19 protein-coding genes and 1 riboswitch are annotated in these 22,050 nt (G+C 68.5%); of the genes, 7 read left to right on the top strand and 12 right to left on the bottom strand.

Annotated elements, in window-relative coordinates; all coding sequences use genetic code 11:
- Window positions 1-9 precede the first annotated feature (9 nt).
- Window positions 10-1,653 carry a metallophosphoesterase family protein gene (locus MYF83_RS37945; RefSeq protein ID WP_248965646.1) on the bottom strand — a complete coding sequence of 548 codons (1,644 nt, stop codon included), beginning with the start codon at window positions 1,651-1,653 and terminating at the stop codon, window positions 10-12.
- Window positions 1,654-1,737: 84 nt separating this feature from the next.
- On the bottom strand, window positions 1,738-3,333 hold the full coding sequence (locus tag MYF83_RS37940) for an FAD-binding oxidoreductase (RefSeq protein WP_248965664.1): 1,596 nt from the start codon (window positions 3,331-3,333) through the stop codon (window positions 1,738-1,740).
- Window positions 3,334-3,507: 174 nt separating this feature from the next.
- Here MYF83_RS37940 and MYF83_RS37935 point away from each other — a divergent pair, with 174 nt between their 5' ends.
- From MYF83_RS37935 to MYF83_RS37925, 3 genes are all read left to right on the top strand, one after another.
- On the top strand, window positions 3,508-5,046 hold the full coding sequence (locus MYF83_RS37935) for a glycerol-3-phosphate dehydrogenase/oxidase (protein WP_248965663.1): 1,539 nt from the start codon (window positions 3,508-3,510) through the stop codon (window positions 5,044-5,046).
- A gap of 170 nt (window positions 5,047-5,216) precedes the next feature.
- Window positions 5,217-6,131, top strand: a complete 915-nt coding sequence (locus tag MYF83_RS44045) for a sucrase ferredoxin (protein ID WP_248965645.1) — start codon at window positions 5,217-5,219, stop codon at window positions 6,129-6,131.
- Between the two features lie 112 nt (window positions 6,132-6,243).
- A complete protein-coding gene (locus MYF83_RS37925) occupies window positions 6,244-6,555 on the top strand; it encodes a WhiB family transcriptional regulator (RefSeq protein WP_093171423.1) in 312 nt (103 codons plus the stop codon).
- A 155-nt stretch (window positions 6,556-6,710) separates the two neighbouring features.
- On the opposite strand, the gene MYF83_RS37920 is transcribed toward MYF83_RS37925, so the two are convergent.
- From MYF83_RS37920 to MYF83_RS37900, 5 genes are all read right to left on the bottom strand, one after another.
- Entirely contained in the window at window positions 6,711-7,367 is a 657-nt protein-coding gene (locus MYF83_RS37920) for a phosphoribosyltransferase (RefSeq protein WP_248965644.1), read from the bottom strand.
- Window positions 7,368-7,506: 139 nt separating this feature from the next.
- On the bottom strand, window positions 7,507-8,616 hold the full coding sequence (gene rsgA, locus MYF83_RS37915) for a ribosome small subunit-dependent GTPase A (RefSeq protein WP_372500363.1): 1,110 nt from the start codon (window positions 8,614-8,616) through the stop codon (window positions 7,507-7,509).
- 200 nt (window positions 8,617-8,816) lie between these two features.
- Window positions 8,817-10,070 (bottom strand): serine hydroxymethyltransferase, encoded by a 1,254-nt coding sequence (glyA, locus tag MYF83_RS37910; protein WP_248965642.1) that lies wholly within the window; start codon window positions 10,068-10,070, stop codon window positions 8,817-8,819.
- Window positions 10,071-10,093: 23 nt separating this feature from the next.
- Window positions 10,094-10,175, bottom strand: a riboswitch (ZMP/ZTP riboswitch).
- Window positions 10,172-11,107, bottom strand: coding sequence for a YihY/virulence factor BrkB family protein (locus MYF83_RS37905; RefSeq protein ID WP_248965641.1), 936 nt, complete (start codon window positions 11,105-11,107; stop codon window positions 10,172-10,174). Its footprint overlaps the riboswitch before it by 4 nt.
- Before the next feature lie 330 nt (window positions 11,108-11,437).
- A complete protein-coding gene (locus MYF83_RS37900) occupies window positions 11,438-12,241 on the bottom strand; it encodes a TIGR03084 family metal-binding protein (RefSeq protein WP_248965640.1) in 804 nt (267 codons plus the stop codon).
- A 579-nt stretch (window positions 12,242-12,820) separates the two neighbouring features.
- On the opposite strand from MYF83_RS37900, the gene MYF83_RS37895 reads away from it, so the two are divergent.
- The 3 genes from MYF83_RS37895 to MYF83_RS37885 all read left to right on the top strand — a co-directional run bounded on the left by MYF83_RS37895 (window position 12,821) and on the right by MYF83_RS37885 (window position 13,842).
- On the top strand, window positions 12,821-13,285 hold the full coding sequence (locus tag MYF83_RS37895; RefSeq protein ID WP_248965639.1) for a hypothetical protein: 465 nt from the start codon (window positions 12,821-12,823) through the stop codon (window positions 13,283-13,285).
- Window positions 13,286-13,387: 102 nt separating this feature from the next.
- Complete coding sequence (locus MYF83_RS37890; protein ID WP_248965638.1) at window positions 13,388-13,585, top strand: hypothetical protein; 198 nt, start codon at window positions 13,388-13,390, stop codon at window positions 13,583-13,585.
- A complete protein-coding gene (locus MYF83_RS37885; RefSeq protein ID WP_248965637.1) occupies window positions 13,582-13,842 on the top strand; it encodes a hypothetical protein in 261 nt (86 codons plus the stop codon). Before MYF83_RS37890 ends, MYF83_RS37885 begins: the two co-directional genes overlap by 4 nt.
- Window positions 13,843-14,538: 696 nt before the next feature.
- Here MYF83_RS37885 and MYF83_RS37880 read toward each other — a convergent pair.
- A complete protein-coding gene (locus MYF83_RS37880) occupies window positions 14,539-16,230 on the bottom strand; it encodes a DUF3987 domain-containing protein (RefSeq protein WP_248965636.1) in 1,692 nt (563 codons plus the stop codon).
- Between the two features lie 644 nt (window positions 16,231-16,874).
- Between MYF83_RS37880 and MYF83_RS37875 the strand changes: the two genes are divergently transcribed.
- Window positions 16,875-17,264, top strand: a complete 390-nt coding sequence (locus MYF83_RS37875; RefSeq protein WP_248965635.1) for a hypothetical protein — start codon at window positions 16,875-16,877, stop codon at window positions 17,262-17,264.
- A gap of 194 nt (window positions 17,265-17,458) precedes the next feature.
- Here MYF83_RS37875 and MYF83_RS37870 read toward each other — a convergent pair whose 3' ends face one another.
- The 4 genes from MYF83_RS37870 to MYF83_RS37860 all read right to left on the bottom strand — a co-directional run.
- Entirely contained in the window at window positions 17,459-18,310 is an 852-nt protein-coding gene (locus tag MYF83_RS37870) for an endonuclease/exonuclease/phosphatase family protein (RefSeq protein WP_248965634.1), read from the bottom strand.
- A gap of 305 nt (window positions 18,311-18,615) precedes the next feature.
- Window positions 18,616-20,946, bottom strand: coding sequence for a GmrSD restriction endonuclease domain-containing protein (locus tag MYF83_RS37865; protein ID WP_248965633.1), 2,331 nt, complete (start codon window positions 20,944-20,946; stop codon window positions 18,616-18,618).
- Window positions 20,947-21,053: 107 nt separating this feature from the next.
- Window positions 21,054-21,269 carry a DUF1905 domain-containing protein gene (locus MYF83_RS44635; protein ID WP_372500361.1) on the bottom strand — a complete coding sequence of 72 codons (216 nt, stop codon included), beginning with the start codon at window positions 21,267-21,269 and terminating at the stop codon, window positions 21,054-21,056.
- Window positions 21,270-21,365: 96 nt separating this feature from the next.
- On the bottom strand, window positions 21,366-22,050 hold a 685-nt coding region (locus MYF83_RS37860; RefSeq protein WP_248965632.1), incomplete at its 5' end, for a hypothetical protein.

Genomic DNA, 22,050 nt, shown 5'->3' with positions numbered 1-22,050 from the left:
GCCCGCCCGTCATCCGGCGGGCGCGGCGGGCCCCGCCACCAGGGGGATGATCACCTCGTCCTCCATCGGCGGCTCGACCTCCTGGGGCCGGCAACCGGTCGCCGCGAAGCAGCGGATCCGCAGCTTGCCGCCCTCGACGGACACGTGCAGGAAGCTCTTGAAGAACGGCGGGCTGTCCCAGTCGGACAGCTCGGAGAACCAGCGGTGGAACGCGTGACCCAGCGGCAGGCGCACCGGCATCGGCCGGCCGCCGAGCAGCCCGGCCGCCCACTTCATCCTCGTCGTGATCTCCACACCGGCCCCGTCCGGGCCACCGGCCGCGCCGTCCCCGGCTGCGGCGTCGGGGACGTCCTGGCCTGCCGTGGCCGCCTCGCCGGGCGCCGGCTCGTCCGCGGTCCCGTCACCGGTGCCGACGGGGCGCGGCGGGAGGTTGCCGATGTGCTCCGACATCAGCACCAGGCCCTCGTCGGGTGTGAGGTAGAGCCAGCGCTGGCCGAACCGGTCGCGGTAGAGCTTGCTGTAGAACGACAGCGAGTCACCGCGCAACGGGTAGCACTTGAAGTCGTCCTCCCGCACGCCTCCCACGTCGACCCGGGGGATGGTGTGGGTGGCGTGCATGAACGCCCCTCCGCCGCCGGAGACGATGTACTGGATGGTCCGGTCGCCGACCCTGACGGGATAGCGCTGGTAGTTGTGGGTGTCCCCGCCGATGGCGGCCACGTAGTTGTTCGCCGGGTCGCGCACGATCTCGTCGACCGTGCCGCCGTCCTCGATGGGGCAGGGGTGGTACTCGTTGCGGTCGTAGATCGGCTTGCCGGTGATCAGCACCTTGGGCCGGGGGTCGGCGGAGACGCGCCGCAGCCAGGCGGCCTGGTCGCGGTCGATGCCGCCGCGGATGCCGGTGTCGATGCCCACCAGCAGCAGGCCCGGCAGGTCGATCACCCAGTACGGCCCCGGCTGCGCGGCCCGCTGGCCGGGAAGGGACCGCCGGGACCGCGCCGCGGCCAGGCGCGGCTCGTCGACGGTCTCGGGCCGCTTCCACAGCAGGCCGCGGAATCCGGCGGGGCTGAAGGAGAACCCCCGGCGCTCGGCCTCCAGCGCGGGCGCGTCGCAGAAGACCCGCATGAAGCCGCCCAGCCCGTCGTACCAGTCGTGGTTGCCGGGGAGGGCGTAGATCGGCGCGGGATAGTCCTTGTAGGGGCGGAAGAACTTGTCCTCGTACTCGTTGCCGGAGCCCGTGGGGTAGATGACGTCGCTGGCGACCACCGCGAACGCGGTGTCCGCGCCGAGGGCGAGCATGCCGGGCACGACGGCGTACTGCGAGGCGTCGCCCTCCCCGGTGTCGCCGAGGATCAGGAAGCTGTACTCGGGCCCCGGGTCGACCTCGATCCGGAGGCCGGGGTCGACGCCCTGCTCTTTGCGCGCGGCCATCCACCGCCTGCGTACCTCGTCGGACGGGTCGCCGAAGAGCTGGGCCAGGATCTCGTTGCGCGAGCGCAGCAGCGTCCGCCACTTCAGCCAGGAGAAGGACCTGCTGTCGGGGCGCAGCTTCTGGAACGTGCCGATCTCCTGGCAGGACCATCCGGCGCCCTCCTCCGACACCCGCGAGGAGGAGCGCTTGCCGCGCTCCGCTGCCCGATCCACATCGACCATGACCCCATCTTTCCGGATCTTGCTCGATCGCATGGCGGGAATCGCCAACCGGAATCAACGGGATGTTCCAGGCGACGTGCCGGGTCAGGGAATCAGGATGCCCGGGTTGAGGATGCCCGCCGGGTCCAGACGCTCCTTGACGGCGCGCAGGATCTCCACCCCCAGGTCGCCGATCTCGGCCGCGTAGGCCGTCCGGTGGTCCCTGCCGACGCCGTGGTGGTGGGAGATGGTGCCTCCCGCGAGCACGATGGCCTCGTTGACGGCCCGCTTGGCGGTGTCCCACTGCCCGAGGGGCTCGTCGGCCTGCGCGGTCACCACGGTGAAGTACAGCGAGGCGCCGGTCGCGTACACGTGCGACAGGTGGCACATCACCAGAGGGGGGCTGCCCGGCCCGGAGGAGTCGGCGGGCGCGAGGGCCACGCTGAGCACCAGCCGCACGGCGTCGTAGAGCCTCGGGATGCCCGACCAGAAGCAGGCCGTCTCCAGCGTCTCCACGGTCGCCCCAGCCGACAGCAGCGCGTCGCGCAGGTATGGGGCGCTGAAGCGGCCGTGGGCCCACGCCTGGCCGGGCTCGGGGCCGAGATAGACGCCGCCGAGGCCGGACAGCGTCGCGGCGGTGCGCTCCCGCCGGTAGGCGACGTCGTCGTCCTCCCCCTCGTACCCGACGACGGCCAGGCAGCCGGCGTCGGACTGGACGCCGCCGATCTCCCCCGGCTTGGCCAGGCCGACCATGGTCTCGGTCTCGTCGGACAGGCGCAGCACCGTGGGCATCGGCCCTTCCTGGGCCACCCGCCGCAGCGCCGCCGTGCCTGCCTTGAACGAGGGGAACCGCCAGCCCTCGTACACCTTCTCGGCCGGCGCCCGCCGGACGCGCAGCCGCAGCGAGGTGATGACCCCGAAGGCGCCTTCGGAGCCGAGGACGAGCTGGCGCAGGTCGGGCCCGGCGGCCGACTTCGGCGCCCGGCCGAACTCCAGGGTGCCGCGCGGGGTGGCGACGGTCACGCCCACCACCATGTCGTCGAAGCGGCCGTACCCCGCCGACGCCTGGCCGCTGGACCGCGCGGCCGCGAAGCCGCCGAGGGTGGCGTACTCGTACGACTGCGGGAAGTGCCCCAGGGTGAGACCGTGGCCGGCGAGGAGCTGCTCGGCCTGCGGGGCGCGCAGCCCCGGCGAAAGGTCGGCGACCATGGACTCGGTGTCCACCGAGAGCAGCCGGTTCAGCCGCGCCAGGTCCAGCGCGACCACGCCGGCGAACCCCTGCCGCGACGCGACGAGCCCGCCGACGACCGAGGTGCCGCCCCCGAACGGCACTACGGCGACCCGGTGCTCCGCGCAGACGCGCAGCACCTCCAGCACCTCCTCGTGCGATCCCGGCAGCAGCACCGCGTCCGGCGCCTCCGAGCCGTCCCCGGCGCGCATGCGCAGCAGGTCGGGCGTGGACTTCCCCCGCGTGTGCCGGATCCTCGCGTCGTCGTCGAACCGGACGTGGTCCCCGCCGACGGCCTTGCGCAGGTCGGCCAGCACCAGCGGCGACAGGGCGACCGCGGGCAGCCTGACCTCGCCGAAGCTGGCCGGCGGCTCGGCGGGCTCGCGCACGCCCAGCAGCTCGCTGAGCAGTTTGCGGACGGATTGCGGCAGGTCGGCGGCCTTGGCGGGGTCGCCCCAGCCGGACCAGAGCATCGGCTCGGCAGCGGTCTTGGGAGTTTCCACGCCCTACACTGTGACACGCCCGGCTGTGGTACCCCGGCCGGGTGCCCCTCTGGAGGTGCCCGCAGCGTGAACCCCTCCCCCGGACCGCCTCCGGACCGGCCCGCCTCCGCATCCCCGTCCCCGACGGAGTTCCCGTCCGCCGGCGTGGCCGAGGGCTCCTCGCTCAACGCCGCCCGGCGGGCCCGCGAGCTCGCGGACGTGCGGGAGACGGTCGTGGACCTGCTCGTCGTGGGGCTCGGCGCCACCGGGGCCGGAGTGGCGCTGGACGCCGCGTCCCGGGGCCTGTCCGTCGCCGCGATCGACGCCCACGACCTGGCGTTCGGCACCTCGCGGTGGAGCTCCAAGATGATCCACGGAGGGCTGCGCTATCTCGCCAAGGGCCAGGTGGGGGTGGCCAGGGAGAGCGCCGTCGAGCGCGGCGCGCTGCTCGCCCGCACGGCCCCGCATCTGGTGCGCGCCCAGCCGTACGTGCTGCCCCTGACGCCGGAGGTCTCCCGCGGCCAGGCCGCGGTCGTGATGGCCGGGTACCGGCTCGGCGACCTGCTCCGGGCGTCGGCGGGCACGCCGCGCGGCCTGCTTCCCGGCCCATCGAGGGTGCCGGCCTCCCAGGCCCGGGACCTGTTCCCCGCGCTGCGCGCCGATGGCCTGCGCGGCGGGCTCGTGTCCTTCGACGGGCGGGTGGTGGACGACGCCCGGCTCGTGGTCGCGATCGCCCGGACGGCCGCCGCCCACGGCGCGCGGATCCTCACCCGTTGCCGCGCCCTGTCGCTGTCCGGCGACGGCGCCGAGGTCCGCGACGAGCTGTCGGGGGACGTCTTCACCGTCCGCGCCCGCAAGGTCGTCAACGCGGCGGGCGTGTGGGCGGGGCAGCTCACCTCGTCGGTGTCGCTGCGGCCCTCACGGGGGACCCACCTGGTCCTGCGTCCCGGCGCCCTGGGCGAGCCGCGCGCGAGCCTGCACGTGCCGATCCCGGGGCAGGGCGCACGTTTCGTCCTGGTCCTCCCCCAGGCCGACGGGCGCGTGTACGTGGGGCTCACCGACGAGCCGGTGGAGGGCCCCGTCCCGGACGTCCCCGAGGCGCCCGAGAGCGACATCGCGTTCCTGCTCGAGGTGCTGAACTCCGTTCTCGGGGCTCCTGTGGCCAGAGAGGACGTGGCGGGTGCCTACGCGGGCCTGAGGCCGCTGCTGAGCGGCGATGGGCGCACGGCCGACCTCTCCCGCAGGCACGCCGTCGTCACGGCTCCTGACGGCGTCCTGACCGTCGTGGGCGGGAAACTCACCACCTACCGCCGGATGGCCCAGGACGCCGTCGACGCGGCGTTCCCCGGCGCTCCCGCCAGTCGCACAGCGCGGCTGCCGCTCGTCGGCGCGGACGCGGCGGCACGCGCAGGCCTTCCCGGTGCCGGAGACGCCGCCGAGGCGGGCGGCCCGCCGCGCCGGCTGGTGGAGCGGTACGGCTCGGAGGCGGCGGCCGTGCACGCGCTGGCGCTGGGCGACCCCGCGCTGGCCGAAACCCTGCCGCTCGGCGTGACCGTCGCCGAGCTGGTGTGGGCGGTGCGGCACGAGGGCGCGCTGGACTCCGGGGACCTCCTCGACCGGCGCACCCGCATCGGCCTGGTGGGCGAGGACCGCGCGGCGGCGCTACCCGCGGCCGAACGCGTCCTGCGCGCCCACGCCGGATAACGCGTGAGGACGTCCCGCGGCAACCCACCCCGGGAATTCGGCGCGTGACTTATCTCACACGCCTGAAGCCGCATATGAGCCCACGATGGGGACAGCCGGAGGATTCGAGCCCCGCACGGAAGGGCCCTGAGCCATTAGGTTAGTCTTACCTAAGTCATCGGGGAGGAATCGTGACGACAGACCGGGTACGGGGGTGCGACCACCCGGCCGGCTGCCATACAGGCGAGGTGCCGACGCTCGCCAGCGCCACGGCCGCGGCGCGGTTCTGGCTGCTCATCGAGCATGCCGGCCCCTGGGCGTCCCACCTCGCCGACTGCGCGCTGCCCGCGAAGGTCCACGCGCTGATCGGGGGCGCGACCGAGCTCGGCATCCGGCCGCAGCTCATCCGTCCCCCGCTACGCCGCCGGACGACGGGCGGCGGCCCCTACAGGCTGATGGTCGCCGATACCACGGCACCGGTCCCGTGGCTGGCCGAGGGGTCCTTCGAGGACCCTGGAGATCTTGACCTGGGATCTCTCATGCGCGGAGTGGTTCCGGAGTCCTGCATACTGGTGAAGGAGCCGGTGTTCCTGGTCTGCACGCATGCCAGGCGCAACGTGTGTTGTGCCCGCATCGGCCTTCCCATCGCGCGGGTTTTGGGTGAGAGCCAGCCGGGAAGAGTGTGGGAAACCACTCATGTGGGCGGCGATCGGTACGCCGCTAACCTTGTGTGCTTGCCACACGGGCTTTACTACGGCAGCATGTCTCAGGCTGCTGCGATCGCGGCGGCAAACGCGTACCGGCACGGCGAGATCGTTCTCGACCGCTTCCGGGGACGCGCAGGCATCCCTGAGCCATCGCAGGCCGCCGAGCATTTCGTCCGGGCACACACGGGCGAGTTCTCGGTAGGCGGAGTGGCCGTGGAATCCACCAGGTCGGACGGTGACGTCACCGAGGCGATTGTGCGCCACGGAGAGGTCCGGTTCCGGGTTGTGGTCGAGCGGACGGCGTTCGCGCCGTGCGGTACGGCATGCGCCGACACGATCATGACCTACCGGCTGGCGGCACTGGAGCCCTTCCAGTGCGGCACGCCCGTGCTGACCTGAGGCTCCGTTTTGGAGCCGGGAACACCACGGCTTACCACAGCGTTGGAACGAGGGACGCCATAAGCGTCCAATGCGGCACAAACACGAAATCTCTCACCTAAGGTGGTTTCTCATGTCTCAGGTACGTCGGCAGATCGCCCGCCCGCGCCCCAGCTGGGGTTGGCAGGATGACGCCGCGTGCCGGGGAGAGGACCTTGTGCTGTTCTTCGGTCCCGACGGCGAGCGTCAGCCGGAGCGCGACATCCGCGAGCGCAAGGCCAAGGCCATCTGCGCCCAGTGCCCAGTCCGCGCGGAGTGCCTCGACTACGCCCTTTCTCGCCCCGAGAAGTACGGCACGTGGGGCGGGCTCAACGAGGACGAGCGCGCGTCCGAGCGTCGCCGGCGCATGCGGCGTGCCGCCAGTGCCGGCATCAGTGCTGCCTGAACCTCCACCGGCATGATCCCTCAGCATGATCATGCGGCTTTTCCGCTCCTGTACGCCTCCAGGGCCGCAATTGCCGCATGATCGTGCGGGTGACCCTCCCTCACGGGGAGGCGCCCACCCTTCCCCCTGTCCCGTGCGCAAGGCGAACACCCCGTTCACCGCTCCTGCCCTAGCAGGCGGAGAACGTCCGCGTCCGTCAGCTGGTCGAACTTCTCATACCACTGGCCGACAGCGTGAAAGCCGGGCGGTGTGGCGAGCACCACGACCTCGTCGGCCTCATCCGCCAGCGCCCTGACCGTATTCGGCGCCCCCACCGGCACGGCCAGCACGAGCCTTCGTGGCCCGGCCGCCCGCACGGCGCGCAGCGCCGCCCGGGCCGTCCCCCCCGTCGCGAGCCCGTCGTCCACCACGACGACGTCCCGCCCGGCCAGCTCGGGAAGCCGGCGCCCGCCCCGGTAGGCGGCGACCCTCCTCGCGAGCTCCTGCCGCTCCCGCTCTACGACCGGCGCCAGCTCCGCAGCGCTGGTGCGCACGCGGGACAGCAGCGACGCGTCGAACACCGGCTCCCCGCCCTCGGCGATCGCGCCCATCCCGAGTTCCGGCTGCCAGGGGTGGCCGATCTTGCGGGTCACCAGGACGTCCATCGGGACGCCCAGCCGCTCGGCGATCGGCGCGGCGATCTCCACGCCACCGCGCGGCAGGGCGAGCACGACCGGATCGGTGAGCCCGGCCTCCGCCAGCACCTCCGCGAGCGCCACTCCGGCCTCCGCCCTGTCGGCGAAGGGCAGGAGCACCCGCCGGCCAACGCCCATACCCCCAACCTACCCCTGCACCTGCGGCGCCAGAACCGTACGGCGTCCGCGCACCGAGGGAGCCGAGCCGGCGCGCCCGTGCCGCCGACGGGGCGGAGCCCGGCGCGTCCGTCTCCGGTCGCGCCGGGCTCCGGGGCGGTCAGGGACGCCCCTTACCTCTCATCGACTTGTGGATGATCTTCCATTCGCGCGTCTGCTCCGACCGGAGCCGGGCGTCGGTGCGCCGCGCCATCCACGCCGCCTCGCGCTGGAGCTTGCGCCAGCTCTCCAAGCGGCGCTCGGGCAGCTCGCCCGACTCCAGGGCCGCGAGGACGGCGCAGTCCGGCTCGGTCTCGTGGGAGCAGTCGGCGAACCGGCACCCGGTCGCGAGCTCATCGATGTCGGAGAACACCATGTCGACGCCCTGGCTCATCTCGTACAGTCCCACCCGGCGGATCCCCGGCGTGTCGATGACCAGCCCGCCCCCGGCCAGCGGGATCAGCTCGCGGTGCACGGTGGTGTGGCGGCCCCGGCCGTCGCCCGCGCGCACCTGCTGGGTCTCCATCACCTGCTCGCCCGCCAGCGCGTTGACCAGCGTCGACTTTCCGGCGCCCGACGCGCCCAGGATCACCGCGGTCCGCGAGTCGCCGAGATGGCTCCGCACCACCTCGACCCCCTCTCCGGTGATCGAGGAGACCGCGTGGAGGTCGACGCCCGGCGCCGCGGCGGCCACGTCGTCGAGCAGCCCGGCGAGGTGCTCCCCCACAAGGTCGGACTTGGTGATCAGCACGACGGGGCGGGCTCCGCTCTCCCAGGCCAGGGCGAGCAGCCGCTCCACCCGGCCGAGGTCGGCGAAGTCGTCGGCGTGCATGGCCGGCTCGGCGACGAACACCACGTCGACGTTGGCGGCCAGCACCTGCCCCTGCGAGTCGCCGGACAGGCCGCCCCGCGAGACGCGGCCCACCCCGCCCCGCACGAAGGCCGTCTTCCGCGGCAGGATCGCCTCCAGCTCGTAGCGGCCCTCGGGCAGCCGGGTGAGCGCGGCCCAGTCGCCCACGCAGGGCAGCGCCACGGGGTCGGCCGCGGCCGCCCGCCGCAGCGGGGCGGCGTACTGGGCATGGTGGTGGCCGTCGGCGGCGATGACGTCGGCGGCGCCGCGGTCCACGCGCGCCACACGGGCGGGAACGGCACCGCCCGGGAGATCGGCTGCGAGGGATTCGTCCCAGCCGAGCGAAACAAGATCATGACCAGGAGTGGTCAACTCAGGCACCTTTCGAAGACCGGGTGCCTGCGGCTTCAGCGCGAGGACGACACCCGGGAGGAAGAGGAAATGAAAACGGGCACGCTCAGAAAGACCCGCATGATCCTCACCTCCCGGTCGTCAGGCCGCCTTCCCTCGAAAGCGGCGAAGCCGGGCCCACTTTATCGCGGACCCGGCCTGCACGAGCAACACATTTATAGAGGTGCGGGTCAGCTCAGGCCGGGGGCCGGGAACTTGGCCGTCAGCTCGCTGACCTCTCCGTGGACGCGGGCGATGACCTCGTCGGCGTCGCCCTTGGCCAGAGCGGTGACGACCTCGTCCATCCAGGCGCCGATCTGCCGCATCTCGCTCTCGCCCATGCCGCGGCTGGTGATCGACGGCGTGCCGATGCGCAGGCCCGACGGGTCGAACGGCTTGCGCGGGTCGAACGGCACGGTGTTGTAGTTGGTCTCCAGACCGGCGCGGTCGAGGGCCTGCGCGGCCGGCTTGCCCGCGACGCCCTTGGAGGTCAGGTCGATCAGGATGAGGTGGTTGTCGGTGCCGCCCGACACCAGCTCGAACCCGCGGCCCGACAGCTCCTCGGCCAGGGCCTTGGCGTTGGTCACCACCTGGTGGGCGTAGGTCCGGAAGTCTTCGCCGGCGGCCTCGTGCAGCGCCACCGCGATCGCGGCGGTCGTGTGGTTGTGCGGGCCGCCCTGCAGGCCGGGGAACACGGCCTTGTTCAGCGCCTTGGCGTGCTCGTCGGAGGTGGCCATCAGCATGGCCCCGCGCGGGCCGCGCAGCGTCTTGTGCGTGGTCGTGGAGATGACGTCGGCGTGCCCCACCGGCGAGGGATGAGCGCCACCGGCGACCAGTCCGGCGATGTGGGCGATGTCGGCGGCGAGGACGGCGCCGACCTCGCGGGCGATCTCGGCGAAGGCCGGGAAGTCGATCGTGCGCGGAATGGCCGTGCCGCCGCAGAAGATGAGCTTGGGGCGGTGCTCGAGGGCGAGCGCGCGCACCTCGTCCATGTCGATGCGGCCGGTGTCCCGGCGCACCCCGTACCTGACCGGGTTGAACCATTTGCCGGTGGCCGAGACCGACCAGCCGTGGGTCAGGTGGCCGCCGAAGGGCAGGCCCATGCCCATGACGGTGTCGCCGGGGTTGAGGAACGCCAGGTAGATGGCGAGGTTGGCCGGCGAGCCGGAGTACGGCTGAACGTTGGCGTGGTTCACGCCGAACAGCGATTTGGCGCGCTCGATGGCCAGGGTCTCGATCTGGTCGATCACCTGCTGGCCCTCGTAGTAGCGCTTGCCGGCGTAGCCCTCGGAGTACTTGTTGGTGAGGACGGTGCCGGTGGCTTCGAGGACGGCCCTGGAGACGTAGTTCTCCGAGGGGATCAGCTTGACGGTGTCGGCCTGGCGGCGTTCCTCCGCCCTGATCAGCTCGGCGATCTCCGGGTCGACGTCTGCAAGAGAACTCATGGCCCCTACCCTTCGTTGGCTCCGGCGGAGACCCAGGCGCCCGGCCTCCGACCTCTTCGCTCCCCGGTGGTAGCCCACCCAGACGCGCCAGTCACGTCGCGTTAGACGATAGCGGACTCGCCGTTTCTGCCGACCCCGCCACCCGGCCACAATCGGTCCACTTCGGCGTTCAGCGTGGCGCCGATGAGCACCGCGAGCGCCGTGATGTAGAGCCACAGCAGCACCGCGATGGGGGCCGCCAGCGAGCCGTAGATCGACAGCGGCGAGAACCAGGCGGCCAGCACCTCGCGCAGGACCGCCGCGCAGACGATCCAGATGAGCAGCGCCAGCAGCGCTCCGGGCACCTCGCGCCACCAGCGGGTCCGTACGGGGACGCTCACGTGGTACAGCAGCGTGAGCACCAGCACCGAGCCGATGACCACCACCGGCCAGTACAGGACGCTCACGAGGCCGCTGTACTGCGGGAGCGCGCCCGACAGGATCGTCGGCCCGATCACCAGCACGGGGATGACGATCAGAGCGATCAGCAGCGCCGCCAGGTAGAGGCCGAACGACAGGATGCGCGTCCGGATGATCCCCCGGGTCTCCCCCAGGCCGTAGGAGATCGAGATGAGGTCGACGTAGACGAACAGCGCCCGCGAGCCGGACCACAGCGCGAGCAGGAAGCCCACGGAGATCAGCGAGACCTGCCCGCCCTTGAGCACGTCGTCGAGCAGCGGCCGCACCACCCGGTCGACGGTGTTGCCGGTGAACAGCAGCTGGGCCTGCCGCAGCACCCAGCCGCGGGTCTCGTCCACGGTGCCGGGGCCGAGGACGCCGCTCAGGTGACCGAGCAGGCCGATGAGCCCGAGCACGAACGGGGGCAGCGACAGCAGCGCGAAGAACGCCGCCTCGCCGGCCAGGCCCGTCACCCGGAAGTTGAACCCGGCGACCGTGGTCGCGCGGACCAGCGCCCAGAGGCGGGACTCGCGGACGGCGCCCCACGCCCGGGATCCGCGCAGGGTGGACATGCCGGCGGCGGCGTTCCGCTTCACCATGGCCCTGACCGACCTCCAGCGAGGTGTCCGCCCCGAAGGGCCTGACGGCCTGGCGGGAGCGTCGGTGGACGTCATGGCATCCAAAGGTATTCGCAACATGGCTCTACCACGACCCCACCGTGTAACGATCTCCTTGCCTGCGTCTACCCCGGGAAGCGCTGCCCTACCTGACCAGGTGCCGGCGACCTTCAATGTTAACCGTGCCCGGCAGGTAACAACCCGGATATGCGCAGGTCAGAGCCAGGTCAAGGGCGTACGAGGCGCGCGCGTGCGCTCGCCGCGGGATGCCGCGCCGGCGGGCGGACCGGACGAGCGGGCCCGGCGGGCGGGTCAGGTGAGCGCCCGGACCTGGCCGGGCGGGCGGCCCGCGCCGGGCGGTCCGGCGAAGGCCTGCGCCACCGACATCCACGCCTTCGCCGTCTCACCGCGCACCTCCAGGGCGGTGTCGGCCAGGGCGCAGCGCTGGGTGACGAGCAGGCAGAAGTCGAGCGCCGGGCCGCGCACCAGGTCGGCGGCGTCCTGCGGCCCCTGGCTCCACGGCGTGCCGTCCGGGAGCGTCAGCTCCACCCGCACCGGGTCGGAAGGCGGCTCCATCCCCCGCATCGAGAAGCCGTAGGGCATGGCGCGCACGCCGAGCGACGCCACGTGCCGCAGGCGGGCGGTCGGCGTCCGCACGATGCCCAGCGCGTCGGCCACGTCCTGCCCGTGGGCCCAGGTCTCCATCAGCCGCGCGGTGACGAAGGACGCGGCGGACATGTCGGGCCCGTACCACGGCAGCCGTTCCTTCGGGTCGAGCTTCTCGAAGGCGTCCAGGCTCCGGGCGCGGGCCGTGCGGAACCAGTCGAGGACCTGCTCGGGGGACAGGGTGCGCGCGGCGACGGCGATCTCGTTCACGGCCGCGTCGCCGCGGGCCAGCAGGGCCGGCAACGCGGCGCGGAAGCCGTCGGGGTCGGTCGCGGCCGTGGTGGCCGCGTCGTCGAACCACGCGAGGTGGCTGATCTGGTCGCGCACGGTCCAGCCCGCCGCAGGTGTCGGACGCTCCCATCCCGCCGGGTCCAACGTCCGGATCATGGCCGTCAGCTCCGCGCTCTCGGCCCGGAGATCGGTTACCAGCTCGGACATGGAGACGGCCATGGACACCTCCGTGTTACATGCGCTTGCGTCAGCGTAACGGAGTCTTGTTCTGGGAGGAACAGGGGAGAATCAAGGGTGTGATCTGCGAAGAATGCAAAGATCATCGGCATGAGGAGTGCCGGGGCGGTTCATGGTGCGACTGCCAGCACCAGACAAAAACCCACCGTGAGCAGGAGCTTAGCGGCTCTGGGCAACATGAGGAACATGACCCCGAGCCAGCCCTGAACTGGCTGAGGCAGGGCTGACCCTGTCCCGGACGGAAGGGCAGGGGTACCCGGTGGGTACCTCGGCCAGGATGTGCCCTGCCCAAATGGTGACCTTGCGGCTCCATCTCGGCGCTGGGAGAACAAGGTCACTGGGCTGGCCGACCACGTCGAGGCGATAGGCACCACGCGAGCGCAGAGCTAGAGATCGCGATCGATATATCGAGTGGGCGGTCCTGCTGGTGCCTGTCGGCACTGATGTGGATCTTGCCGGTTGGTGATCCGGGCCTCTTGTGGAGGCTTTTCGGTCCAGCCATAATCATCACGGCCTCCTGGAGCGTTCCAGGGGGCCGCTATCCCCCCGAAAGAGAACCCAATGACGAAGGAACTACCGAAGGAACTGTCCCCGGGAGACAAGAAGAAGGTGCTGGTAGTCACCTTCTCGATCGTGATCGGCTTGTTGATCGTGATCGGCCTGTCCAACTCCCAGGCTGGCACGGTCGACTCGCAGGCTGCCCCGGCGTATCAGCGCCAGGCGGATGGCGGGACGTTCGCGTCCCCCCAGGAACTCCTCCAGACGCTCGATGATCTGGGCGCTCCCTGTACGGACCCCGCGTACGGTGACGCTGACATTGCCAGCGTGGAGTGCTGGGGAGGGTACGACACCGTTAGGTTTGTCACGCTTAAGCCGGGTCAGAGCTTCTGGCAGGGTCTCTTGATGGTCATGCGCCCCCCGGCCTTCCGCCTACAGGGCCAGAACTGGTACATGGTCGCAGACAAGGACCCGGACTACGGCAGGCAGGTGAAGGAACTTATCGGCGGAGACACCTTCATCCGCTGAAGGCAAGGGAGCCGATAAGCGATCAGCTAGCATCGAAGAAGCGGGACCTGACTGCGGTTATCAGCCAGGTCCCTTACCCCCACGGTAAGGGAAGAGCACCGAGTGACAACGAAGAACATGGATGATCGCGTCAGTGCCCTGGAGTCCTGGGCGTTCCAGACGGGCCGAGACCTGGCCGCCATCAAGGCGGTTCAGGCCGAGCACACCGAGACTCTGGCCGACCACACCCAGCGCCTGGAGCAGATCGAGCAGGGTATCGGCCTCCTTCTCGCCCACTTCGGCATCGAGGGGTCTAAGTGAGCATCAAGGACAGCGCCCTCAGGTTCGCCACCACGGTGGAGAACGAGCACATCCAGATCCGGGCCGACCAGATGGAGGTCGCCGAGGGTCTGACCAACCGCATCAACGGGGTGGCCAACAACGTCAAGGAGCTGGACGCCAAGGTGACCGTGCTGGACGAGAAGGTCGCCTCGCTCCAGGAGGACGTGGCCGGGGTGAAGGCCACCCAGGCTCAGATGCTGGAGATCCTGATCGACATCCAGCGTCGCCTGCCCTAGGGCTCAGTAGACAGCCGGCCCCTTCCCGCAAGGGGAGGGGTGCTTTTGTGTCCAACTATGGAACGTTCCCCCACATCGAAAGAAGATCTACATGCACCCCCAGCAGTTGCCTCCACAGCCTCAGCCTGCTCCCCGACACCCCCTTCTTGGACTGGTACTCCTCCCTGAACACCTTGGGGCAGATCCTCTTCCCTGCACTGCTGGCGATCGTCTTGATCGGCGGGGCCGTCGTTGTTGCCAGCTCCGGATCAGCCCCTCACGGCGAGCAGACGCTCCTGACTGACCAAGACATTCAGGAGCTTCGCCAGGATCTGCCGCCTGCTTGGCGTCCCTAGCTTCTTCGGGGTGCCTATACGCAAAACGCCCCCGGCTTCGGCTGGGGGTTTAGAACGCTCCGAAGAAAGTACGAGATGTACGAGAACCCCCAGAAGAATGGACCGGCTACCGGGAACCGCAGCCACGAATCAAGCGCCGTAAGGACAAGCCCGAGAGGGAGGGGATGTCCGATGCTCTGGTCTGGTTCTTCGGCATTGTCGGCGTCGTCGTCGTGGCCGTCCTGATCATGGCCATGTACGCATGGAACCCCCTGGCCTGCTACCAGGGGGGTCCATCGATTATGTCCCAGTCACATGTAGCGTTCCAGCCTCAATAGTCACAGGAGCCCCGGCCGGTAAGCCGGGGCCACCGTAGGCCGCGCTAGGCGGCAACCTCGTCAGGGGCCTGGAATAGGGCCACCGGAACCGCAACCGGCTTAGCGGCCAGGCGAGCGTTGGAAGCCTTACGGACCCTGACCGGCTTGACGGTCTCGGCAACCGGCCTAGCCGTAGACATGGCGAGCATGGCGGCGAGAGCAGCAACCCCGGTCAGGGGTGCGGGGGCGGGCTCCTCGGCCTCGACGGTCGGGCCATCGAGCAGCGCCCGGAGGGCGGCCACCCCGAGAGGCAGATCCGGGTTCACCGTGATCTGCATGGGGGCAACGGTCTCAGGCGTGGCGGCATCCATCTCCGCCCACTCATCTTCTGTCAGGTAGAACGCCATGCCGGGGGCGGCAGGCTCGATACCGTCGGTGACGTAGTCGTCACTGTGAATGAGAGCGGCCGGCACTTCCGTAAGATCTGTCAGAGCCGAAGGAGGGGTTGGCTCTGCCGCGGCAGTCGGGTCGGCGGGGGCCTGGCCGCTCTCTTCTCCTGTCCGATCCACGTATCGGAACATCACGGCGGGCCTGCCGCCCGTGCTGGGAGCCTTGAAGCTCTCGACGGTGTCCAGGGCGGTGAGCAGCGTCTCAAGTTCGGTCTTCCGGATGCCGAACTTGCGGTAGATCACGGTGGACTGAACACCCTCCTCTCCCGCCTCAGCAATGAAGCTCTCCACCCGCAGGGCCAGCGGGAGTTCCTGCGACATCTCGGCCCCCGGCAGGATGAAGCTCACGCTCTCCACGCTGTAGGTAACCAGGGCCAGAGCGGCGTCAAGGTCAGAGACACTGATCTCTTCCCGCTGGCCGGCCAAGGCGTACAGCGCGGCCAGACGAACCATGTACGCCATGGCCCGTTCGGTGTACTGGCTCAGTTCCTCTGACCCACTGGTCAGGGCCTCACAGATAGGCCGGTGCTTGCCCTCGAAGACCTGTGCCACATGCGCGGGCACGGTGACGATGTCGGCATCCCTGGCCCAATCGGCGACCTCACGCAGTGCCCGCGCAGCGGTCCTGATCACGTTCTGGATGTCGGTGGCCTCGAAGACCGGCAGGGTCTTGGACTGGCTCACGTAGACCGGGAAGAACCGGTTGTAGGTGCCGCCCGTGGCGTCCTTGGACCCCCGGATGGCTGCCCAGTTTTTCGGCTGGGCATGGCCGATGATGGCCACGTGCGGGTTACGGACCTTGATGTCATCGTGCTTGGTCTTGTGGCCGATGGTCTGCCCATCCCAGGATTTGCGCAGGTAGACACCCACCTTGGCATCGCGTCGGGCGTTGGTGATGAAGGTGTCCATCTCCTCCTCCACGAACAGCACCGGCTGAGCGGTGCCGTTGGCCGTCCGCTCGTCCAGCTCCCCGATGAACCCCAGGCCGGTGGCCGGCAGCCCGTGCACGGTGTTGTCCTCGGTGAAGGTCTTGAAGGCGGCCTCCAGCACTTGCATGGCGATGCCAGTAGCGGTCCCCTTGCGGCCCTTGCCGGAGGGGCCGACCAGGACCGGCCAGAACATCAGGGGTGATCCACCCTTTCGGGTCTCCACGCTGGGCCCGTGGCTCACGTAGGCGGAGAACCCTGCCATGAGGGAGACCAGTACGCCCGCCCGGTCCCCTTCCGTGTGGGGATCCAGGGCGTTGGTGATGAGGCCAAACAAGCCAGTGAAGGCGGCAGGGCTGATGACAGGCTGAGGGTTGAGCATGAGCGGTAGCCTTACTGTGCTGGCCCACAGCGTGAGTCTTTGGCGAGAGTAGCGCTGTGGGCTGGTCTTATGTTGAAGGCCGACTTTGGTGCGTCAGGTGAAGAGTCACACTGACGAAAGCAGATTCAATCTGCATGAAGCCGAGCGAGAAAGAAGTTATATCAGTCGCATTCTTCTGTCAATACAGAAAGGGCTGAGCTTCTTACTTCTCACATTGGTGAGACCTGGGGGGATACCCACGTTCATCGCACACGGGGCCCGGGGAGTCTGCCTCCTCCGACCAGGTACGAGTCTGGGGATTCACAAATTCACAAGGAAGTGCCACTCGACCTGCATTTACGAATGCAGATGGCGACCCTGAAACTCCCGCCGATACCGCTGACAAAATAAAAAAGCCCCGAGCCGTCCACGGGGGACGAACTCGAGGCTTATAAGAGTTCGGTGATCCCGTGGGCCGGGGCGGCTCTCCACCGCCGTGTGATCGTGGGGTGCTGTTATCCGTCCCTCGGCATGAGCACGAGACGTCATTGGAGTTGAGCATGTCGTGGACCGAAACTATGCAAGGGCCAGCGACACGTTCGTGGGTACGGCGTGATGTTTGTCTTACGGATCTTGGTTGCCCGCAGCCTGCTGACTGACTGATCGTGCAGGGTGCCGGACCCGCGCTGTCGTCCTCTTCTGCCGATGTGCGTGCGTCAGACAGTCGGGGGCGCATCCACAGCAAGAGAGGCGAGCACTCGCGATACGGCTGCATCCAGCAAGAAATCCAGCAAGAAGGTGTAGGTCGTCGTTACAGTGCAGGCATGGCGAAGTGTTTAAACTGCGGAGACAGTTTCAGTGTCCCAGCCGCGCGAAACGCATACAACGAAGTGCTTGACGGAGAAGGCGACTACGACGAAGACCATGGCGGTGACCTCTGTTTCGACTGCGCCATACCAGCGGAAGTGGCGTCGAACATGGATCTCGGTCGCGCAATCATGATGATGAACGGCGACGAAGACTACGACGCAGACCATGTAGAGAAGTACCTGTGAGCGACTGACTGGGACACGGCCCGACCCTTCGCAGGACGCTGCGGTATTGAGACGTCTCGGGGTCCGATCAGCATCGACACGCCAAGTCCGCCGACCGCAGCCGCATGTGAGAGCTACCCCGCCGGTCACCTCGACCAAGCCTGGCCGGGCTGCGGTCGTACCGCCAGTTAACAAGTAGCCGCAATGGGCGTCTGTCAGCCTGGCGTTGGTTTGGGCGTCAAGTCGAGATCGACGACAACAGGGGCGTGATCACTGCCCGCGGCGATGCCCTCGTCGTAGAGATGCTGGATTCGCCGTACCGTCCAGTGGCGGCTGATCCAGACGGAGTCGAAGCGCCGCGCGGTTCCGGGGAAGTCCTTTCTGCGCCCAGTGCGGTGGGTGACCGCGAGCGGGCCCTGTGGGCGGGCCACCTGAAGCGCAGCGACATCCTTCGGGCAGCCGCCTAGCCAACGCCGCAGCGCATCGTCAAGGGGGTGCACCTTGCCCGGCCCGAACAGGCGATCGTCCCCCGGCTCCCCGCGCAGGTGCCGGTCCCCGGTATGCCAGTGTGTTCGTGTATCGGCAAACTGAAGCGCATCCACCAGCGGGGTGTTGGCGTCCGCCCCGAACAGCAACGGCCCTGGCTGAGTGGCCAACCATGAGGCGAATACGACGGCCTGGCGCGGTTTCACCAGGCCCCAGGTAACCCCCGGCGGGGCGTGGTAGGACCCCACTGTCAATGGCATCCCCTCAATGGCCGTCTCGGCTAGCAGGGTGCGCTCGGGTAGCGGCCCGTCCGTGAGCAGCCAGGTAGAGCGCGGTGATGAACCGCGACCGGCGATCGCGACGCCACGACGACGCACCGGCCGGTCGTCGGGCAGCGCAGCACGCAAGTCGACCGCGCGGACCATCCAGTCAAGTCCAGCGGCTTGCTGCAGCACACCAGCCGATCCCGGATTGACTTCCTGCAGCAGCGCGAGATCCGCGCCTAGCTCCTGCAGCAGTGCTCCTTGGCGTTCTGCCGCTGCGGTGCTGCGATATGCCACATTCCAGGACACGACACGCATCTACGTATCTCGCCTCATCTTCACCCGGAAAGCGCGTGAGAGCGTATATCTGACCGTCGGGGGTTTGAATACCTGTGGGCGCGGCCGTCAAACCATGATGGCACACGGCAGACGTTCGCGGAGGTCTTGCCGACCTAGAAGCCGTGTGGCTCCGCTAATTCCAGGCAGCCAAGGGTGCTCAGACGCACTCTTCTGCTGCCGACCGCGCGCTATGGGGTGTCATGGTGAGCGGATCGAGTCGGCGCCCGGACGTGCCGATGAGAGAGCGCCATCACGAACTTCGAACGTATCGTTTCGGCCCACGACTATTTGAACCACCGGTCGTGCTGATACTTGGATGCCTCGGGCCCGTCGAGCTCGTGCGTCGTATTGTTGAGCCGGACGAGGAATACCGCTCCTTTCGCCCCGGTCTTCTTCGAGGTTGTATATACCGGCCCTGAGGCAGGCGCGACGTTGATCCGGGCAACCGTGCGTTCGTCGATGGTGCCGAACGCGACGGTCACGTTGGCCGTCACAGCCTTTCCGAATGCCTGAATTAGCAGGCCGGTCAGCCACTGCTCCCAGCCGTCGGTGTTCTTCTTGGAGAAGACGGTTAAATCCTCTTCCAGACCTAGCACCGACCCATCGTCCTGGACGCCGACGAGCAGCGTACCCCCGTGACCGTTCATAAAGCCGGCGATCGTCTTGATCACCGCCCACTCTATCGCCCGATCCTGCTGCCCGGTGTCCAGGTTCTTCCGGCCGGTCGACTTGAACTCGACGACCTTGCTCTCCCCGGCTTTGATCAGCGACTGTATACCACGTGCCAGGGCGTCACCGCCGCGTTGTCCGGCGAATGGGCTACCCTGACCGTCACCCCGGTTCACCGGTCGGCCGGTCGCATCCTCGATCTGACGGATCAGCCGTTCGTAGCGTGCGTCGAAGACGGCGCCGAAGTCGTCCTGACGAAGTGCGACCGGGTCGATGTCGTGGCTGGTGAGGATCGCGTCCAAGTCCTGCGGGTTTACCGGCACACCGGTTTCGATCGCGGCCAGATACTTGCTCGGCGCGCTCGCGCCCATGTATCCCCATGTCTGCCCGTCGACGGCGGTCTTGTTGACGATGCAGTTGGCATCCGCGCTGTCAATGCCGTTCGCTGCGCACCATTTCTGCGAGAAGATGTGGCGGATGTCGATTGAGTCAGCCGCGTACGCCTTCGCGTCGATCGTCTCACCGGTACGGAAGTCGCGACCGCCCCGCTTCATCACGAGTGCGTAGAGACCCTTGTAGGCGGCACTGTTGCGGGTGCGCAACCCCAGCAGTCGTTCAGCCTGGAACTGCGACTCGCGGACCGTGCGCGGTTCCTCGCCGTCGTCCTGAATCCACGCGAGCACGTCCTGCAGGTCGTTGGCGAAGCGGGTGTCGGTGGTGCCGCCGTACAGCTCACCGAATACCCCGCACCAGTACCACTGACGTAACTTCGCGATCGGCTTTGGAGTGAATGCGACCTCGCCAAGCAACGTGAGGATCGCCGTCAAGGGAACGAGCTGGGTGCTGTACGGGAGGTCACGGGCACGGAAGATGCGCTCGACGTGGAGGAACCGCACCACCCGCTGCAACGCCTCAGTGACGGCATCGGCCCAGCGCCGGTACTCGCTCAGCGGAAGCGACAGCATGTCGCGGCGCTTGGCCGACACCGCCGGGACGCGGTCACCGCGAACACGTTCCCGGGTGCGCTCCTCCCAGCGGCCACGAGTCCAGAGCAGCGTGACGATCTGCAAGAAGGTCGTGGCGTCCAGCTCTGCGAGCAGCGGCTCGTCCACCCAGGTCGCCTGCCGACTCTCCCAGTCGTCGCGCAACCGGAAGTTTTCCGCGGCGTACGTCGCCGTCAGAAGCTCAAAGACCGTCAGCTCCACGCCGCCAGTGTTGACCTTCTCGAAGACTTGGCAGACGGCCTCCTTGGTTGTCTTCTGATGAAGCGCGATCCGCGGAACGCTGTAGTGGAGGAACGGCAGGATCAGCGCCTCCTGGAATCTCTTCCAGATCATCACCTGCTCCTGCGGTGGTCCCGCCATCAAATAGGCAACCTGCCAATCGGTGGTGGCAGCCGAGTCGAGCACGATGTCGAGCGGAAAGAGGCCGGCCTTGCCGGCCCGCACCTGCATCTCAGTCGTGGAGGCGTCGAGCACGACGTCGCCGCGGGCATTCACCCGTCGCTTGCCTGCCGGTAGCGACAGGATGGCGTCATTCCGGTCTTCGTCCGGGTCGATGCACGCATCGATGTCGGCGAAGTACCAACGCTCAACGTCCTTCTTCCGGGTATCCCGGGTTGGGACCGGTGCTCCGGAACGGAGCGCCAGGTAGAGCGAGGTCGTGCGCTGCTGCCCGTCGAGCAACAGGTATTTCGGGGCACTCGTCGCCGAACTCGGGACTCCCTCGAGTGGCCGGGGCTGGAATCGCACGTCAGCGTTTCCGGTCTCCAGCGTCATCACGGCGCCGATCGGGAACGAGCGAGAGACCGAGGCCAGCAGACTCACGATGTGGTCGTCGTCCCAGACCCACCCACGCTGGAAATCGGGTAGCTGCAGTACTCCTTGGTGTGCTTGGTTGAGTAGCTCCGCCAGCGGAATGTCGCCACTATCGAACGTCTTCGCCACTCCGGTTCCTCCCCACAGACACGCTCTCGCGACAGGGTAGACCAAAGCGCCCAGGCGGACGCCACGATGAACACCGCCTGAGGAGCCAGTCCCGCACGCACAGTGCTTCAGAAACATCCGCTGATGCATTCATCTGCCGCTGATCGTGCGCTGATGCTGGCTTGTCGCGCCGGTGGTCGAAAGTCGATGAGCTCGACGGTTACGGTCGCGATGTCACCTGCGTTGAGGGCTTCGGCTGTGCGGACAGCACGTTTGATGGGCAGCACGTAGCTGCCACGCGCTGCGCGCGCGCACCAAGCGCTCCCTGTCGACGGGAGGAGCACCGGTCGAACGCACTGGCTTGCCGCTGATCGGGCGACTCATACCGACGATGAGCGTGGCCGTGAGGCTTGAGTGTGCACCGTAATGGATGCCGCGGATCAGATCAGCGGGACCATGTCGTCGATCAGAGCGAACCGGTTCCCGGCCGCGTAGGCAACCTGGAAGTCGCGTCGAAGCCCGATGGCACTGACGGACAGGTAGACGGGCCGGTACCGGATCAGATACTTGGCCTTACGGAGCGCATCGTTGCCACGGTCGGGTGCGTTCAACTCGACACCCTCGCGACCGTAGGCGCCGATCCGGTCGACGAGACCGGGTACGTCGATCGCCCGCTCCTTGACCTCGATGTACCATCGCAAGGCACCATCAGGGTCGGAGACGGTGATGTCCATAAGCCGGTCTTCCACCGCGATGAGATAGCCCTTGGACGACAGCGCCCCATAGACCCGGGCGTATTCGGCGGCCTGGATCAGGTACTCCCAGTTGATGGCCGGCGCCTGCGCCTGCTCATTTCGGCTGACCCACGCATAGGGACCCTTGCCAGGCGGCAGCCCCTGCAGCGTGAACCGGTATGTTCCGACCGGCCTGATCAGCCCGTCTCGATGGCCCGAGGCCACCAGCGTCCGGACGCCGACCGGTAGCCGCTCGTAGACGGCGTCGAAGTATGGCTCAGAGACATCCGGATAAGACCACTCACGGCACGCGGCTGTTACCCACCCACGGATGAGATCACGCAGATCGTCTTCTACCCGTCCCACCGAAACCTCCCAGAAGCCGGGCGTT

The sequence above is a fragment of the Sphaerisporangium perillae genome (genome assembly GCF_023276435.1).
Lineage (GTDB): Bacteria > Actinomycetota > Actinomycetes > Streptosporangiales > Streptosporangiaceae > Sphaerisporangium > Sphaerisporangium perillae.
Note: the sequence above shows the minus strand (reverse complement) of the source record. Positions and strands in the feature narration are given on the sequence as shown.

Bases quoted from the DNA above. Each gene is read 5' to 3' on its own strand.
- MYF83_RS37945 (WP_248965646.1), bottom strand. From the start codon at position 1,653: ATGGTCGATGTGGATCGGGCAGCGGAGCGCGGCAAGCGCTCCTCCTCG.
- MYF83_RS37940 (WP_248965664.1), bottom strand. From the start codon at position 3,333: ATGCTCTGGTCCGGCTGGGGCGACCCCGCCAAGGCCGCCGACCTGCCG.
- MYF83_RS37895 (WP_248965639.1), top strand. From the start codon at position 12,821: ATGACGAAGGAACTACCGAAGGAACTGTCCCCGGGAGACAAGAAGAAG.
- MYF83_RS37900 (WP_248965640.1), bottom strand. From the start codon at position 12,241: ATGGCCGTCTCCATGTCCGAGCTGGTAACCGATCTCCGGGCCGAGAGC.
- MYF83_RS37925 (WP_093171423.1), top strand. From the start codon at position 6,244: ATGTCTCAGGTACGTCGGCAGATCGCCCGCCCGCGCCCCAGCTGGGGT.
- glyA (WP_248965642.1), bottom strand. From the start codon at position 10,070: ATGAGTTCTCTTGCAGACGTCGACCCGGAGATCGCCGAGCTGATCAGG.
- MYF83_RS37870 (WP_248965634.1), bottom strand. From the start codon at position 18,310: ATGCGTGTCGTGTCCTGGAATGTGGCATATCGCAGCACCGCAGCGGCA.
- MYF83_RS37905 (WP_248965641.1), bottom strand. From the start codon at position 11,107: ATGGTGAAGCGGAACGCCGCCGCCGGCATGTCCACCCTGCGCGGATCC.
- MYF83_RS37920 (WP_248965644.1), bottom strand. From the start codon at position 7,367: ATGGGCGTTGGCCGGCGGGTGCTCCTGCCCTTCGCCGACAGGGCGGAG.
- MYF83_RS37880 (WP_248965636.1), bottom strand. From the start codon at position 16,230: ATGCTCAACCCTCAGCCTGTCATCAGCCCTGCCGCCTTCACTGGCTTG.